The organism is Plantactinospora sp. DSM 117369 (assembly GCF_053764795.1).
This window is the reverse complement of sequence record NZ_CM132446.1, coordinates 3029121-3046146: the sequence shown is the minus strand read 5'-3', so window position 1 is coordinate 3046146 and position 17026 is coordinate 3029121. Positions and strand designations below refer to the sequence as shown.

Here is a 17026-nt window from a genome sequence, read left to right as displayed (position 1 = left end):
TCGATCGTCGTCGACGGTTAGGGTGGCCGCCGCTACCGGCTGTTCGACTGCGCCATTGGAGCGGTGGCCGGCGGCATCGCCCTGGCGCGTCGGCGCCACCGGCTCTGGGCCGCGGTCGCCGGCCTCACCGTCGCGACCGTCGCCATCCTGGTCGCCCGGTCCGCCGGTCTGCCCACCGAGCCCGGCCCCGCCATGGCCCTCGCGCTGTCCGTGCTGGTGGCTTCCGCCGCGTCGGGCTCGGTTAGGGACGGAGGGCCCGGACGAGCGGACCCGCCCGGCGCCGGCCGGCGAGCCGGTCGAGCAGCGGTGCCATCGGTACGAGCACGTCGACACCGTCGACCCGGAGCCGGTGGCGCACCGCGTCGACGGCCATGTCGCGGAGCGAATCGACCGGGTCGTCGAGCCGCAGCAGCAGGTACGGCAGCACGAACGGCTCCTCGCTGGCGACCAGCCGGCGCAGCCCCGCCTCGCGCAGCCGCCCCGACCGGTCCAGTGTCAGCAGCGCCGCGACCCCGCTCGGGTACCGGCCGGAGTCCTCCTCGACCAACCGGTCGGTGCCGGCGCCGAGCAACGGTTCGAGTGAGTGGTGTCGACGCCGGTAGCTCTCCGCCAGGGACAGCACCGAGTACGGCGCGGCGGCCCGGAGCACTCCGTTGAGCAGGACCGCCGCTCCGGCCGGGTCCTCGGGCCACCGGCGCAGCAGCTCCGTCACCCGGCTGTCCAACCGGTCGGCGTTCCACCGCTGCGCCCAGTCACCGCGCCCCTGCCGCATCCGGCCACCGTAGCCGGCCCCGTCACGGCCGCCCGGCCGGCGGATTCCGGGTTTGCCCGGGAGACGTCCGGGTAGCCCGTCGGGATGCCCGAGGAGAGGTCGGCGGTTTGAGGATCGCGAAGTACCTGCACTCGTGCCTGCTCGTCGAGCAGGACGGGGTACGGCTGCTGATCGATCCCGGCCGGTTCAGCTTCGCGGAGGGCCGGGTGGACCCGGCCGACTTCGGCCGGCTCGACGCCGTCGCCCTCACCCACCACCATCCGGACCACGCCGACCCGGCGGCGCTGGTCGAGATCGTCCGGCGGACCGGGGCGCGCCTGCTCGGCAACCAGGAGACCGCCGAGGCGCTGCGCGCGGACGGGCTCGACGTGACGGTACTCGCCGAGGGCGCGCACGACGTCCGCGCGCTGCGGCTCGACGCCGTTCCCGCCGACCACGAGCCGGTACTCGACGACCGCACCCCGCGCAACACCGCCTACCTGGTCGGCGGGCGGCTGCTGCACTGTGGTGACTCGCTGCATCCGGGGCTGCTGGCGTACCGGGGTGTCGCGGTGGCGGCGGTACCCGTGATGGCGCCGTTCCTGACCGAGCGGGCGGTGGCCGGCTTCGTCGCCCAACTCCAGCCCGGGGCGGTCCTGCCGGTGCACGACGGCCACGCCCGGGACTTCTTCCTCCGGCAGCGCTACGACACCTTCCGCCGGTACGTCGAGCGGCTCGGCATCACGTTCCACGCCCTGGCCGAGCCGGGAGCCGCCGTCACGGTCTGACCGGTGCGGCGGGGCACCGCTCAGGCCTGCGGCGTCCGCTCACGGCCCCAGTGACCGCCGAGTCAAGGGACGGTCCGCCCCTGTCGAGAGGCGAGCGGCCGGAACTACTCAGTCCGTTCATCCAACCATTGATGAATGCATATCAGATCGATAGAAACTGAGCTACCTGAATTCAGTCAACGGGCTGTCACTTAACGCGCACGAACCACATTCACCTCACTCCATACTCCGTCTGCGTGCATCGGGGTCGTGACCCCGTTCCACGCCCCGACGGAGGAGGAATCAATGAAGCGTGCAAGGTCAGCCTGGACCGGCACCACGGTTGTCTCGGTAACGGCGCTGGCACTCGTACTCGCGGCCGGGGTACCGGCGGGAGCCGTCGATGGCAACCTGCCGGGCGGCACCAGCATCTCGGTCACCATCGACACCCCGACCGACGGGGCGGTGCTGCCCCCGGGTCCGGTGACCGTGACCGGCACGGCGGCGGTCGGCACCGGGCAACCGGTGGCCAACACCGCGGTCGTCTACGTGCTGGACGTCTCCGGCAGCACCGACGCGGGCGCCAACAGTTGCGGGCGGATCATCGACTGTGAGATAGCCGCCGCCCGGAACCTCAACAACAGGATCGTGACCGATCCCGCCATCGCCGGCACCGTCGGCAGCGTCGGTGCGGTGGTCTTCGGGTCGACGGCGGTGGCCGCCGATGTCGTGCCGGGCGGTACCCCCGACGACCTCACCACCGGCCCGGACAGCGACCTCGGCGGTACCGGGCCGGACGCGGGCGACCGGGACATCGAGGAGGTAATGGCCTCGGCCTTCTCCAACGCCGCCGGCAACGGCGGGGTCGACGACTTCACCCACCGCGAGGTCGAGGGCGCGACCGACTTCGCCGACGCGGTGACCCGGGCCCGGGCGGTGGCCGAGGCGGCGGACGAGGACCGCAAGATCGTGGTCTTCCTCTCCGACGGCGTAGCCACCGACGGCGCGGACGGCGGCGTAGCGGCCGCGCTGGTCGGTACCCCGGAGGAGGTCGACATCTACACCTTCGCGGTCGGCTCCGGCTCCTCCTGCACGGACGACGGTGAGGGGCGCGGCAGCCTCCAACAGATCACCGCCGCGACCGTGCCGGGCGGGCAGTGCGTCGAGGTACCCACCCAGGATCTACCGGACTTCCTGCCCGGCATCATCACCTCCGAACTCAGCTCGCTGGCGCTGAGCACCACCGGGCCCGGTGGCCCCTACACCCCGATCGGCAACGCCGACATCCAGCCCGACCTGCCGCAGGCCCCCGGGCCGAAGAACGTCACCTACAGCACCAGCACCCCGGCGCTGCCCGCCGGTACGCACGAGATCTGCGTACGGGCCTTCGGCAGTGACGGCGGCGGCCCCGGCTTCGTCACCGACTGCACCACGGTCGTGATCAACGCCCCGCCGGTGGTCGAGGCGGGCGGCCCGTACTCCGGGCAGGAGGGCACCCCGGTCGGCATCGCCGGCGACGTGACCGATCCGGACGGCCCACCGGCCACCCTGGACTGGGACGTCAGCGGTGGCGGCGAGCCGGGGGCGACCTGCGCGTTCGGTAACCAGGCCGCGCTGACCACGACGGTGACCTGCACCGACAACGGGGTCTACACGCTCACCCTGACCGCCGACGACGGGGTCAACCCGCCGGTGGAGGCCACCGCCACGCTGACCCTGACCAACGTCGCACCGGCGGTCAGCATCTCCGCCCCGGCCGACGGGGCGCTCTTCACCCGGGGCACCCCGGTCAGCTTCACCGCGCCGTTCACCGACATCGGCACCAACGACACGCACACCTGCTCGGTCGACTTCGACGACGGCAGCCCGCTCGCCGCCGGCACGGTCAACGAGGCCGGCGGAGCCGGCACCTGCACGATCAGCCACGCGTTCACCGCGCTCGGCCCGCACAACGTGCTGGTCCGGGTGACCGACGACGACGGCGGTTCGGCCACCGCCGTGGTACGGGTGGTCATCTACCTGCCCGGCGGCGCCTTCGCGCTACAGGCGACCGGACTGCTGTTGACCGTCCCCCGGACGCCCGACGTCACCTGCCCGCCCGATGACGCGCAGACCTCGGTGGCGGTCAACGCGCCGCCGCTGTTGACGACCGGGGTACTCAACGCCAGTTGCACGCTCGACCCCGACACCGGTACGACCACGGCCCGGGCGACCGTCGCCGGCGCCAACCTGCTCGGCGGTCTGGTCAACCTCTCCACCATCGAGAGCACCAGCGTGGCCGGACCGGACGGCATCACCCGGACCTCCCGGGTGGTCGGCACGATCAACGGTGCCGCCGTCGGCACCAGTAGCCCGGTGACGATCGGCATCCCCGGGGTCGCCGTCGTCTACCTCAACGAGTCCACCACCAACCCCAACGGGCAGCTCGTGCAGACCGCCGTCCGGGTCCAGGTGCTCGGACTGCTCGGCCTGCCGAGTGAGGAGATCGTCCTCAGCCGGAGCTACCTGGGCTGACGACCGGCACGGCGTCGGGGTACCGGAGCAGGCCCGCTCCGGTACCCCGACCCCGTCGGCCCGGCCGCGAATGGTCATTCCATTGCGGAATTCCGCAACGGATCCGAGAATTGATCTCTATCTCGTCGGAAAACCGCTATCGTCTGTCTCCACGACCCTGTATGTGTACGTCAAGCTGCGTATTTCCGATTGCCGGCTGATGTGTCAGCCTATCGGAGACGCGGGGGCGGAGAGGGCGATGACCAACGGGGTGGAATTCGGGCTGCTTGGGCCCATCGACGTACGGGTGGCGGGCCGGCCGGTACCGGTTCGGTCGCCGAAGTGCCGGGCGCTGCTGGCGACGCTGCTACTGGAACCGGGCCGGCTCGTCTCGGTCGGACGGCTGACCGAGGCGATCTGGAGCACCCGGCAGCCGGACAACCCCCGGCGGGCCGCACAGTTGTACGTCACCCGGCTGCGCGCCCTGCTCGACGAGGCGGGCTCGCCGCCGCTGATCGCCACCGGCTCCGACGGCTACCTGATCGAGGTCGGCACCGATCTGGTGGACCTCGGGCGGTTCCGGCGCTGGGTGCTGGCGGCCGACCGGGCCGCCGGGCGGTCCGATCTGGACGGCGAGTCGACCGCGCTGCATGCCGCACTGCGGCAGTGGCGTGGTGACCCGCTCTCCGACGTACCGTCCGACCTGCTGCACCGGGAGAGCGTTCCCGGCCTGCGTGAACAGCGACTCCGTACGCTGGAGCGGCGGATCGACGTGGACCTGCGGCTCGGCCGGCACGCCGAGCTCGTCGAGGAGTTGCGCGGGCTGACCGCCCAGGATCCGCTGCGCGAGCGGCTCTGGCTGCAACTGGTCACCGCCCTGCACCGCAGCGGGCGCCGGGCGGAGGCACTGGACGCCTATCACGAGGGTTGCCGGCACCTGGCCGAGGAACTCGGACTCGACCCGGGCGAGGAGTTCCAGCGGCTGCACGCCCAGGTGCTTGGCGGCACCCCGACGGCATCCACCGAGGCGGTGGGGCTGCCGCCGGTACCCCGGCAACTGCCGCCGGAGGTCTCCGGCTTCGCCGGCCGGGACACCGAGGTGGCCCGGTTGAACACCCTGCTCGACAGCCGCGACCTCCGCCCCGGTGGCGCACCCGGCGTCCTGGTCCTGAACGGTACGGCCGGGGTCGGCAAGACCGCGCTGGCGCTGCACTGGTCCCGGCGGGTCGCGGAGCACTTCCCCGACGGCCAACTCTGGGTGAACCTGCGCGGCTACGACGACCGCGCCAGGGTGACCCCGGAGCACGCGTTGACGCTGTTCCTCCGTGCGCTCGGGCTGCCCGCCGCAGAGATCCCCGCCGACCTCGACGGGCAGACCGGGCTGTACCGGTCCCTGATGGACGGCCGCCGGATGCTGGTCGTACTCGACAACGCGGGCGACGCCGAGCAGGTCCGGCCGCTGCTGCCCGGCGGGACCGGGTGCTTCGTGCTGGTCACCAGCCGAAGCGAGCTCTCCGCGCTGGTGGTGACCGAGGGAGCCCGGACGGTCCGGCTGGACCCGTTCACCGCGTACCAGGCCCGGCAGATGCTCGGCTCGCGGCTCGGGCGGCGGCGGATCGACACCGAACCCGGGGCGGTGGACCGGATCGTCGACGCGTGCGGCCGGCTGCCACTGGCCCTGGCCATCGTCGCCGCCCGGGCCGTCGCCCGCCCCGCCTTTGCGCTGGCCGAACTGGACCGGCAACTTGCCGACAGCGAGGGCGGGCTGGACAGGTTCGCCAGCCCGGACACGGCCGTCGACGTACGGGCGGTCTTCTCCTGGTCGTACCGGACCCTCAGCGCGCCGGCCGCCCGGCTCTTCCGGCGGCTCGGCCTACATCCGACCCCGGAGCTGTCCGCCCCGGCCGCGGCGACCCTGGTCCGGGCCGACGCGGCGCGGATCCGGGCGCTGATCGACGAACTCGCCGCCGCGCACCTGGTCAGCGAGCACACCCCGGGCCGGTTCGTGGTGCATGACCTGCTGCACACCTACGCCGCCGAACTCACCGCCGAGCAGGACACCCCACGGGTGCGGACCGCCAGCCAACGCCGGCTGGTCGACTGGTTGACCCGCAGCGCCCTGCACGCCCGGCCGCTGCTCCAGCCGAGCGAGTCCGAGGTGAGGGTACCGGGACCGCCCCGGGACGTCACACCGATGACCTTCTCCGGTGAGCGGCAGGCCCGGCAGTGGTACGAGACCGAGCGGCACAACCTGATCACCGCGGTGGAACTGGCACTGGCCCAAGGCTTCGACGACCTCTGCTGGCGCCTCGCCTACGCCGGCTGGGTCCACCTGCACCTGACCCGTGCCTGGGGTGACCTGATCCGCACCCATCGGGCCGGACTCTGCGCGGCCGAGCGCACGGGTGACCCGATCGGCCAGGCGCACATGCTCAGTGGGATCGGCACCGCCTACCGGTCGACCCGGCAGACCGCGCTGGCGGTGCAGACGCACCGGCAGGCCCTGGAGATCTTCCGGGAGATGGACGACCCGGCGGGCATCGCGACGGTGCTGAGCAACCTCGGCGCCGCGTACCGGGACGCCGGTGAGCACCACCGCTCGCTGCGGTGCAGCCGGCAGGCGTACGCGCTGGAACGGGCGCACGGCGAGACCGGGAACATGTCGATCTCGCTTTACCAGATCGCGCTGACCCTGACCGTCGCCGGCCGGCCCGCCGAGGCGGTACCGGTGATCACGGAATCCCTGGAGATCTTCCGGTCGCTCGGCCACCGTCGGGGCGAGGCCCGCGCGTTGCAGGCCGCGGCGACCGCACACAGCCAACTGGGCCGGCACGGCGCGGCGATCGACCACTACCAGCGGGCGGCCGAGATCTACCGGGACCTCGACGACCGCTGGTACCAGGCGGCCACCCTGCATCGGCTCGGCGACGCGCTGCGGACGGCCGGGCGCCGCGGGGACGGCCGGGCGGTCTGGCAGCAGGCCCTCGCCGTCTACGAGGAACTCGGCGCGCCGGACGCCGGGGTACTGCGCGCCAAGCTCCGGGACTGACCGCACCGCCGAGCCCGGAGGCCGGAGGTCGCGCACTGGCCGGAAGGACTCCGGGGTCGGCGACGAGTAGCTCCGGCGCCGCCAGGCCGGCCGCCCCAGGGAGCACTACGGTCAGTTTCCGGCGGATTACCGGCGGGCCGGGCCGCAAGGGTGGGCCGGCCCGGAACCCCCGACTGGCCCACCCGTCAACTGTCCTGATCGGATGGTCAGGCCGCTCCGGCCGGCCGGCCGTCGCCGGTCGGCTCGTCGGTGCCGGACGGCTCCGCTGCGGTGGTGGTGGCCGCCGGGCTGGCGGGCTCGCTGGTCTCCGCCACCGGCTCCGCGGGCTTCACCGGCTCCGCGGGCTTCACCGGCTCGGCGTCCGCCGGTGCGCCCTCCGCCGCCGGCTCGTCGCCCGGCTCGGTGGCCGACGCCTCGGTCGACTCCTCGTCCTGGTCCCCTTCTTCGTCTTCTTCCTCGTCCTCTTCTTCGTCGTCCCCGTCATCGGCGCTGGCGGCGGCGGTGGGATCCGTCCAGGAGAACTCGATCTCGACGGAGATCTCCGCACCGTCGCGCTCGATCTCCAGCTCACACTCGACCTGGTCGGTGACGGTGACCGCACCGGCCGCGCCGTAGAAGATCTTTCCCTCCGAATCGAGCTGGTGGGCCAACTGGCGCAGCCAGCCCGCCAGGTCCGCCCGCGACACCGAACGCTCGTCCTCGTAGATTTCCATGGCCGCCATGCTCGCACTCCACACAGGACCAGCCGCGCCTGGGTCCGATGGGCGGACGGCTACGGCGCCGGTTCGAGACGGAGGAACGACACCCCGGGCATCGGCAGCGGAAAGTCCACGTCGCAGCCGCCGTCGACCACCCGCACCACCTGCTCCGGCCGGTACTCGTCCAGGGTGTCCCGGGCGCGCAGCAGCTCCCACTGTTCGCCGGTCGGCCAGTCGCCGCCGTCGAGGTCCTGCCAGACCCGGCGGATGTTGGAGTGCTCCTGGTCGACCCGCCAGTGGCGTACCCGGTAGCTGCCGGCGTCCAGCCCACGCAGCTCGACCCGGACGTCGCGGTCCAACCGCCGGTCCCCACCGGCCTTGGACTGGTCGAGCGTGCCGGTCCAGGCCAGGACCGTCACCGTGCCGTCGTCGTCCCGGGCCGCCCACGCCTCGACCAGACTCTCCGCCCCGTCCCCGGTCAGCGTGGCCGGCAACTCGTGCTCGCCGAGCCGGTCGGCCAGGGCCAGCGCCCAGAACCGGGGCTTGCGCAGGTTGCCGACGGTCAGCAGGCCGAAGCCGCCGTGGAAGAGCCGGGGCGGGCGGCCCAGCTCCTCGAAGTGGTCGGAGGCGACCCAGTGGGCCAGCGCGTCCACCCGGTTGGCCGCCGAACGCATGCCGCGCAGCAGGAAGGTGGCGGCGAAGACCTCGTCGCCGACCGGGTTGAAGTGGGTCGGCGTCACCCCCCACTCGGTCCACAGGATGCCCAGGTCCGGCCGGCCGTGCCGGGCGCAGAGCGGGCGGAGGTCCAGCGGCGGGGCGCCGTAGGTGTGTGTGGAGACGAAGTCGATCGGCGCACCGGAGGCGTCGACGTGGTCGAGCAGCTCCCCCACCCAGCCGGCGGCGGCCGAGGCCGGGCCGCCGACCGTGAGCCCCGGGTCGACGTCCCGGACCGCCCGGACGGTCACCTCGTAGAGCCGCAGGAACTCGGCCCGGGTACCGGACCAGAAGACCTCCAGGTTCGCCTCGTTCCACACCTCGAACGGCCAGTGCCGCACCTCCGCCCGGCCGTACCGGTCGATCAGGTGGCTGACCAGGGCACGGATCAGCTCGGCCCAGCGCTGCCAGTCCCGGGGCGGGGAGACGACCGCCCCGTACGCGAAGACGGTCTTCGACGGGTCGCTGGCGAGATCCCGGGGCATGAACGACAGCTCGACCACGGGACGCAGGCCGAGACTCAGCAGCCTGTCGTAGACCGCGTCCACCCCGCTGAAGTCGTGCACCGGCTCGCCGTCGACCTCCCGGTACACGCCGAGATCGTCGCCGAGGATGGCATGCGCCCGTACGCTGCCGACGCCCAGTTCGGTACGCATGATCCGCAGCGCCTCGGCGAGGTCCGCCCCGATCGGCCGCCCGCCGGTCGTCTCCGCACTGAGCAGGTGGCTCAGGTGCTCGGAGCCGACCATGGGGCGCCATGGGCGGTGCACCGGCCGGGTCGGGCCGGACGCCTCGACCATCACCCGCACCAGCGGTTCCGCTCGGGCGACGGCCGGACGCTCCCCACCCGCGCCCGGAGCGGTCTCGGGCAGCGCCGCCACCCGGACCGGCTCCGACAGCACCCCGGGCTGGTCGACGTCGCGCAGTGCCGCCACGGCGTACTCGTAGGAGCGGCCGGGCTCGCCGGTGGTGTCCGCGTACGGCGGATGCGGCACCGCCAGCACGTCGCCGCCGTGATGGTCCAGCGGCACGGGCGGCGCGTCCCCGGTCGACCGGTACACCTGGTAGCCGATCGCCTCCGGCACCGGCGTCCAGTCGAGGGTGACCTGTCCCCGGCCCGACCTCGCCACCAGGGCGGTCGGGGCGTCGAGGGTGAGCGGTCCGTCGTCGGCGGCACCGGTCCGGCGCCGCCCCATCCGCCCCTCCCAGTCCGCCCGGGCCCGCTCCGCGTTCTCGGTGCTGGTCGTCTGTTCGCTCATCCGCGCGTGATCCTCCGTCTGGCTGTTCTGCTCGATCTGGGATTACTGCCGGGCCGGCACGGAGAACTCCTCCAGCCGCATCACCGGCCGCAGCAGCCGTTCCGCCCCGCCCCGGGTGAACTGCCGGCGGAGCAGGTCGTCGCCGAGCAGGTTGCCCAGCGCGCCCAGCACCATGCCCTGGTCGAGCGCGAGATACCGCTTGGCGACGGTGCCGCTGCGCACCGCCACCGAGTCGTAGTAGCCGCCGGGGCCGTAGATGTCGAAGTCCCGGCGCAGCTTCGCCAGTTCGGTCTGCGCCTCGGCCGGCGCGTACTGGAGGGCCAGGAAGACCGCGTGCGGGGTGACCACCCCGTCGCCGTACGCCGCCGGTTCCGGCTGGGCGGGACGGTCGGGGCAGCCCTCGAACCCGTAGTCGACGCTGGTCCGCTCCTGGTCACTGGGGTAGCCGGGGGTGTCCAGCCCCATCGCGTCCACGCCGTACTCGCGGTATCCGCCGGCCGGGTCGGAGGCGGGCGAGAAGCCCCAGTGGCCGTACTTCGCGTCGTGCAGGCCGTGCGCGATCTGGCCGCGTACGTACACCGGGTGGTTGCGGGCCCAACTGTCCGGCCCCCACCGGGTCTCCGGCACGAAGATGTCTGGCATGAACGCCTCGAACATGTCCCCGCCCCAGGACGGTACGAACTGGAGACCCCGGTAGCGGTAGGCGCCCTCGAAGACCCGCACCCCGGCATACTCCCGCCAGCCGCCGACCGGCTTCATCTCCTGCCAGGACCAGTCGCAGGTGTCGGGGAAGGTCCGCCACGGGCCGAAGTAGTGCGCCGGGGGCACCTGACCACGGGCGATCGCGACGTAGCTGATCATGCGGGTCTCGCTGTTGAAAGCACCGTAGGTGTGGCAGGTGTAGTGCACGTCCGGCCCCCGGCCCCGGTAGTTGCCCGGCAGCGAGCAGCCGGGCGGCGGCTCGACCCAGAAGCCGCCCCGCATCAGCCCGACCGGCACGTCGGCGCCGAGCGCCTGCCGGTCGTAGTAGAAGCCGAAGTCCATCGCGTTCAGCACCGGGTCGGCCTTGCGGCGCAGTTGCGGCAGCGCGTTGTGCACGATCATCAGCGCGGTCGCCAGCCAGGCGTTGTCCACACTGGAGGCGAACGGGTGGACCGGCGTGCCGTCGACCGGCCAGGTACGCAGCAGTTCCAGGGTCGCCGGGTCGTACCAGTTGAAGAACATGCCGGAGTCGGCGTGCCGGTCGAGCCGGGCCAGCGAGTCCAGGGCGGCGCCGACCCGCCCGACCAGCTCCCGCTCGCCGATCAGCCTCAGCTCGCGCGCCACCAGCGCCGACCAGAGGTACGCGCCGATGTTGGTCGGCGAGGTGTACTTCGCCCGGCTGCCGGTGGCGAGGTCGCCGTCGATGTTGTCAGCCGGCAGTCCGGTACCCGGGTCGGTCATCGCCACCATGGAGCGCCAGGTGTCGGCCGCCCAGCGGAGCGCGGCCGCCCGGTCGACGGCCCCGGCCGGAGACCCGGCCGGCACGGCCGACTCCGTCGGTGCGGCGGGCGCGGCCGTGGCGGCGCCCGTCGGCAGGGTCAGGGCGAGGGTGAGGGTCGCCGCCAGGGCGACCCGGAGGGGACGGATCATGGGGGTTACCTCCGGAGGTACGTCACTTCAGTCCGGTGGTCGCGATGCCGCGCACGAAGTGCCGCTGCAACACGAGGAAGACGATCACCACGGGGAGCACCACCACGACCGAGCCGGCGAGCAGCAGCCCGAACTTGGTCTGGTTCTGCCCGACGCTGTAGAGCGCCAGCGCGACCGGCAGGGTGTACTTGTCCTCGGTGGTGGCCACCACCAGTGGCCAGATGAAGCTGTTCCAGTTGGCGAGGAAGGTGAGGATGCCGAGCGCGGCCAGCGCCGGCCGGCAGAGCGGCAGCACGATCCGGACGAAGATCCGCAGCTCGCTGGCGCCGTCGACCCGGGCGGACTCGACCAGTTCGTCGGGGATGGAGAACATGAACTGGCGCATCAGGAACGCGCCCAGCGCCCCGGCCAGGAACGGCAGCACCAGCGCGGCGTAGGTGTTGGTCAGCCCCAGGTTGGCGACCAGCACGAAGAGCGGCACGAAGGTCACCATGCTGGGCACCATCACCGAGCTGAGTACCAGCCCGAACAGCGCCCGGCGGCCCGGAAAGCGCAGCTTGGTCAGCGCGTAGCCGACGGCCGAGCAGAACACCAGGTTGCCGAGGGTGACCAGGGTGGCCACCAGGGCCGAGTTGAAGAAGTACGTCGGGAAGTCGAGCCGGCCGAACAGCTCCCGGTAGTTCGCCAGGGTGAACTGCTCCGGCCACCAGGTCGGCGGGACGAGCCGGATCTCGGCCTCCGGCTTGAACGACGACAGCAGCATCCAGCCGAACGGGCCGACCATGGCAAGCAGCCCCGCCACCAGCACCACGTGCAGCACGACCGAGGCCACCCGGTCGCGTCGGCGGCGTACCGGCCGGGCGGGACCGGCGGGCGGAGCCGGCGGTACGGCGACCGCCGGGCGCGGACTCGTCACCGGGGCGGTCACCGCGACACCTCCTCGGACGAGCGGAGCAGCCGGAACCAGAGGATCGACAGCAGCACGATCGCCAGGAACAGCACATAGCTCATCGCCGAGGCGTACCCGTAGTTGCCGAAGCCGAACTGGTTGTAGATGTGGTACGAGACCGAGAGCGTCGAGTTGAGCGGACCGCCCCGGGTCATCACCAGCGGCTCCTCGAAGAACTGGAGGTAGCCGATGGTCCCGATCACCCCGACGAAGAGCAGCGTGGGGCGCAGCGACGGCAGCGTCACGTACCGGAACTGCTGCCATCCGGTGGCCCCGTCGATCCGGGCGGCCTCGTAGAGGTGCTGCGGGATCGCCTGCAACCCGGCGAGGAAGATCACCATCTGGTAGCCGAGGTTGCGCCAGGCCGCCATCACGATCAGCGACGGCAGGGCCAGGTCGGTCCGGCCCAGCCAGTTCGGCCCGTCCAGCCCGACCAGCCGGAGCAGGCTGTCGACCAGCCCGGAGTCCGGCTGGAGCAGAAAACGCCAGACCACGGCGACCGCCACGATGCTGGTCACCACCGGCAGGTAGTAGCCGACCCGGAAGACCGTGCGGAACCGGGTCAGTCCCGAGTTGAGCCCGAGCGCCGCCGCCAGTCCGGCCACCATGGTCAGCGGTACGCCGAGGAGCACGAAGATCGCGGTGTTCACCGCGGCCCGGACGAAGAGTTCGTCACCGAAGAGCCGAGCGTAGTTGCGCAGTCCGACGATGTTGACGGCGAACGGGTTCCGGACGTCGGCGCTGCGCAGGTCGGTGAAGCTCATCAGCAGCGAGGCGAGCACCGGGCCGGCCAGGAAGACCACGAGCAGCGCGGTAAACGGCAGGGCGAAGCCCCAGCCGACCGCCGCCCGGCGCAGCCGCGGACTGCTGCGCCCGCGCCGGGTGCCCGCGTCGGGGGCGACGGCGGTCATCTCAGACCCCGGTGCCGATCGAGGTCGCCCGCTGCTGCATCGCCTTGGCCGCGTCCTCCGGCTTCGCGCCGGCCTTGGCCATCTTCTCCACCTCGCCGTCGATCGCGGCCGCGATCTGCTCCCAGGTGGCGATCGCCGGTGGCGACTTGGCGTCCTCCAACTGCTTGCCGAAGGCGGAGAGCAGCGGGTCGCCGCGCAGCGCCGGATCGTCCCAGCCCTTCTTGACCGCCGGCAGGTCGCTGACCGTCTGGTACCACGTGGTCTGCACGTCCGGCCGGCTCAGGTAGGCGACGAATTTCCACGCACCGTCGCGGTTCTTCGCGTCGGAGAAGACCGCCAGGTCACCGCCGCCGACGAAGGAGGTGGCCGACTGTCGGCCCGGCATCTGCCAGAGCTGGAACTTGCCCGCGCCGCCCTGCTCTTCGAGTACGCCGATGTGCCAGGGGCCGGAGGGGAACGCCCCGATCTCGCCGGCGAGGAAGGCCGGTTCGAGCGCGCCCTGCGCGAGGTCCTTCGGGGCGAGCCCCTCATCGAAGAACGACTTGTAGAACCCGTACGCCTCGACGGCCTGTGGGCTGTCGAGGGTGAAACCGTCGCCGGTGGCCACGTCGCCGCCGTTGGACCAGACGAACGGCATGATGCTCTGCCAGGAACCGATGGCCGAACCCGGCGGTTGCAGGTTGACGCCCCACTTCGCGCCGCCCCTAGCCTTCAGTGCGGTGATCGCGGACTTGAACTCCTCCCAGGTCTTCGGCGGGGTGGTGATCCCGGCCCGGGCGGCGACGGCGGAGTTCACGTAGAAGAGCCGGGTCTCGACGTACCAGGGCACGCCGTAGGAGGTGCCGTCGACGACCGTGGTGTTCCAGGCTCCCTCGAAGAAGTCCTCCTTCTTGATCAGCTCACCCGGTGTCGGGTCCAGCCCGCCGGTCTTGGCGAACTCCCCCATCCAGGTGGTGCCGATCAGGCTGAGGTCTGGGGTCTGCTTCCCGGCGATGGCGGTGGCGAGCTTGTCGTGCGCGCCGTCCCACGGAATCGGCGTCACCGTCACCTTCGCGTCCGGGTTCTCCCGCATGAAGTCCGCGGCGAGGACGGAGAGCTTCTCCCCCTCGGTGCCCATCGCCCAGACCGTGATGTCGCCGCTCGCTTTGCCCTCCGCGACGGGCGCGGCCGCCTCCTCGCCGGTACCGGCGTCCCGGCCGCAGCCAGTCACCGCGAGCATCGCCGCGAGCACCACGGCGGTACCGGCCCGTCTCCATGTCCTCATCTCAGACCTCCGTCTCGGCGCCATGTGGACCGCAGCTCGACCGGACGACGAGCCGGGTCGGGAGAACCTCTCGACGTACCGCTGTCTGGCTGCCGGCCATCCGGTCCTGCAGCCACCGGGCCGCGGTCGCGCCCAATTTCCGCATCGGCTGGTGCACGGTGGTGAGCCCGGCGTAGCGCGCGGCCATCACGTCGTCCCACCCGGTGATCGCGACGTCGCCGGGGACGGTCAGCCCCAGCTCCGCGGCCGCCGCCATGGCCCCGAGCGCCACCTCGTCGTTCGCGCAGACCAGCGCGGCCGGACGGGACCGGCCCGCGAGTACCTGCCGGGCGGCCCGGTGCCCGGCCTCCACGTCGAAGGCGCAGCGCACCGGTGCCCCTGGCGGGGTGTGCCCGGCGTCGGCGAGTGCCGCCCGGAACGCCGCGTACCGGTCGGTCACGTCCGGCGAGGAGTCCGGGTCGCCCAGGTAGGCGAAGCGCCGGTAGCCGTGTCCGAGCAGGTGCTCGACCAGCCGCCGGGCGCTGCTGTCGTTGTCGGCGGTGATGGTGTCCAGGGCGCCGACGGCTGGCCTTGCCAGCAGCACGGTCGGGACGCCGGTCTCCGCCACCTGCGCGACGATCCCGTCGGCGACCGTCCGGCCCATCACGACCATCCCGTCCACCCGGCGGGCCAGTTCGAGCACCTTGCGCGCAGGGTCGGGCCGACCGTGCGTGGCCAGGATGAGCACGCTGTTGCCCAGCTCGGCGGCGACCTCCTCGTAGCCGAGCACCACCTCGGAGTAGTACGGGCCGGACAGGTCGGGGAAGACGATGCCGTTCGCCGCGTGCCGCCCCTCGGCCAGGGACTGCCCGAGCCGGCTGGGCCGGAACTGCAACTCCTCCACCGCCGCCAGCACCCGGCGGCGGGTCTCCGGTGCGACGTAGTCGGTGCCGCGCAGCGCTCGGGACACGGTGGCGATCGAGACGCCGACCCGCTGGGCGACCTCGTAGATGGTCGCCTGTCGTCGGTCCTGCACCGCCATTGCCAACTCCAAGCAACTATGGTCAAACCAGTCCGGAAGCGCTTACAGAATCCGGAGCGGCGGACCACTTCCGGAAGCGCTTACAGTGGCCCCAGCCTGACCCCGTACGGCAGCACTGTCAAGCCGAGCGGGGCCAGCACCTTTACCCGGAGTCCTGTTACGACGGTCGGGCCGAAGCGGTGCCAGGCCGGGAAATTCGCCGCCGTCGGCCCGGCTCGACACGCTCGGGACGGCCGCCGCGCCCCGGGCCCGGACTGTCCCCGGTTCGGGTGCGGCGGGCGCTCCCGGTCGGCGCGGTCGGCCCCGCGACACGGGGCGGTGCGGGCTGGTCGACCATGTTCGTGATAGGCAGTGGCCGGGACCGCGACCGGATCGTTCACCGCCCGAGGGCCGGTGGCGCGGACGCCAGGCAGGAGAAACGAGAGAGCATGACGGGTCAACGGATCGGCTTGGTGGTGCACGAGGGCCGGGCGGCGGCGGTGACGGCGGCCGGGGCGGTCCGGCGCTGGGCGGCCGACCACTCGATCGGGGTCAGCGACATCGACGTCTGGGAGCCGTCCTGGGGGCAGCGGCGACGCCGCAACGCGGGCGACGAGGCCGAGGCCGCCGGCCATCCGGCGCTGGTGGTGACGATCGGCGGGGACGGGACCTTCCTGCGGGGCGCCCGGATCGCCGCCAAGGACGGCGTACCCGTGCTCGGCATCAACGTCGGCCGGGTGGGCTTCCTGACCGAGATCGAGCCCGCCGAGATCGACACGGCGCTGGACGCGTTCTTCGCCGGCCGGGTACAGCTCGACGAACGGCTGATGCTGACGCTCTGTGCCTCCCGGCCGCTGGAGATTCCTGGCGGGATGGAGGCGCTGCTGCGCTACGGGCGCGGGCCGCTGCTGCCGCCGCCCCCGCCACTGCCCCGCAGCGCCGAACCTGTCGACCAGCCAGGCGTGGCGCTGGACGTCACCGCGCTGAACGACATCGTCTTCGAGAAGCTGGCCCGCGACCGGCAGGCCAGCCTCGGGGTGTACCTGGACGAGACGCTCTTCGCCTCCTACTCGGCCGACGCCCTCGTGGTGGCCAGCCCGACCGGCTCCACCGCCTACAACTTCGCGGCCGGCGGCCCGATCCTCTCCCCCCGGCTCCGCGCGCTGGCCTTCACTCCGGTCGCCCCGCACATGGTCTTCAACCGCAGCCTGGTGATGGCCGCCGACGAGGCGGTGACGGTACGCGTCCTCGACCGGTCCGGCCAGGTGGCGGTCAGCGTGGACGGGCAGCTCCGTGGCGTACTCGATCCCGGGGACTGGGTGACGGTGCTGCCGGCGCGCGAACCGGCCCACCTGGTCCGGCTGCGCCCGTCCCGGTTCTACTCCCGGTTGCGTGAACGGTTCTCCCTCGCCGACGCGCCCGCGGCGGTGGCCGACAGCCGGCGGCCCGACCAGGCCGACGGCTGAACGCCCGCTCCGCCGACCAGGGCCGGTGTCGAAGTCGGCCGCAGCCATTCGTGGATGGCGGCGAGGCGGATGG

Annotated in this window: 12 protein-coding genes; 4 read left to right on the top strand and 8 right to left on the bottom strand. The window is 72.5% G+C overall.

Features of this window, described 5'->3' with window-relative positions:
• Positions 1–241: 241 nt before the first annotated feature.
• Entirely contained in the window at positions 242–772 is a 531-nt protein-coding gene (locus ACSMXO_RS13570; protein ID WP_455418000.1) for a hypothetical protein, read from the bottom strand.
• Positions 773–879: 107 nt separating this feature from the next.
• Between ACSMXO_RS13570 and ACSMXO_RS13565 the strand changes: the two genes are divergently transcribed.
• From ACSMXO_RS13565 to ACSMXO_RS13555, 3 genes are all read left to right on the top strand, one after another.
• Positions 880–1539: an MBL fold metallo-hydrolase gene (locus ACSMXO_RS13565; RefSeq protein WP_346257723.1), complete on the top strand. Its 660-nt coding sequence runs from the start codon at positions 880–882 to the stop codon at positions 1537–1539.
• 285 nt (positions 1540–1824) lie between these two features.
• Positions 1825–4032, top strand: a complete 2208-nt coding sequence (locus tag ACSMXO_RS13560; protein ID WP_455417999.1) for a choice-of-anchor P family protein — start codon at positions 1825–1827, stop codon at positions 4030–4032.
• 238 nt (positions 4033–4270) lie between these two features.
• Positions 4271–7060: a BTAD domain-containing putative transcriptional regulator gene (locus ACSMXO_RS13555; protein ID WP_455417998.1), complete on the top strand. Its 2790-nt coding sequence runs from the start codon at positions 4271–4273 to the stop codon at positions 7058–7060.
• Positions 7061–7266: 206 nt separating this feature from the next.
• Here ACSMXO_RS13555 and ACSMXO_RS13550 read toward each other — a convergent pair whose 3' ends face one another.
• Genes ACSMXO_RS13550 through ACSMXO_RS13520 form a run of 7 tightly spaced genes read right to left on the bottom strand, consistent with a single transcriptional unit; the run spans position 7267 to position 15508 of the window.
• The gene (locus ACSMXO_RS13550; protein WP_455417997.1) at positions 7267–7773 is read right to left on the bottom strand and encodes an amphi-Trp domain-containing protein; all 507 of its coding nucleotides are present in this window, start codon (positions 7771–7773) and stop codon (positions 7267–7269) included.
• 59 nt (positions 7774–7832) lie between these two features.
• Positions 7833–9731, bottom strand: a complete 1899-nt coding sequence (locus ACSMXO_RS13545; protein WP_455417996.1) for a GH39 family glycosyl hydrolase — start codon at positions 9729–9731, stop codon at positions 7833–7835.
• A gap of 42 nt (positions 9732–9773) precedes the next feature.
• The gene (locus ACSMXO_RS13540; RefSeq protein WP_455417995.1) at positions 9774–11363 is read right to left on the bottom strand and encodes a glucoamylase family protein; all 1590 of its coding nucleotides are present in this window, start codon (positions 11361–11363) and stop codon (positions 9774–9776) included.
• 22 nt (positions 11364–11385) lie between these two features.
• A complete protein-coding gene (locus tag ACSMXO_RS13535) occupies positions 11386–12291 on the bottom strand; it encodes a carbohydrate ABC transporter permease (protein WP_346257729.1) in 906 nt (301 codons plus the stop codon).
• Positions 12288–13223 carry a carbohydrate ABC transporter permease gene (locus ACSMXO_RS13530; protein WP_455417994.1) on the bottom strand — a complete coding sequence of 312 codons (936 nt, stop codon included), beginning with the start codon at positions 13221–13223 and terminating at the stop codon, positions 12288–12290. Before ACSMXO_RS13530 ends, ACSMXO_RS13535 begins: the two co-directional genes overlap by 4 nt.
• A 1-nt stretch (position 13224) precedes the next feature.
• Positions 13225–14487, bottom strand: coding sequence for a sugar ABC transporter substrate-binding protein (locus tag ACSMXO_RS13525; RefSeq protein ID WP_455417993.1), 1263 nt, complete (start codon positions 14485–14487; stop codon positions 13225–13227).
• Position 14488: 1 nt separating this feature from the next.
• Complete coding sequence (locus tag ACSMXO_RS13520) at positions 14489–15508, bottom strand: LacI family DNA-binding transcriptional regulator (RefSeq protein ID WP_346257732.1); 1020 nt, start codon at positions 15506–15508, stop codon at positions 14489–14491.
• Between the two features lie 428 nt (positions 15509–15936).
• On the opposite strand from ACSMXO_RS13520, the gene ACSMXO_RS13515 reads away from it, so the two are divergent.
• Positions 15937–16953, top strand: coding sequence for an NAD(+)/NADH kinase (locus ACSMXO_RS13515; protein ID WP_346257733.1), 1017 nt, complete (start codon positions 15937–15939; stop codon positions 16951–16953).
• Positions 16954–17026 lie beyond the last annotated feature (73 nt).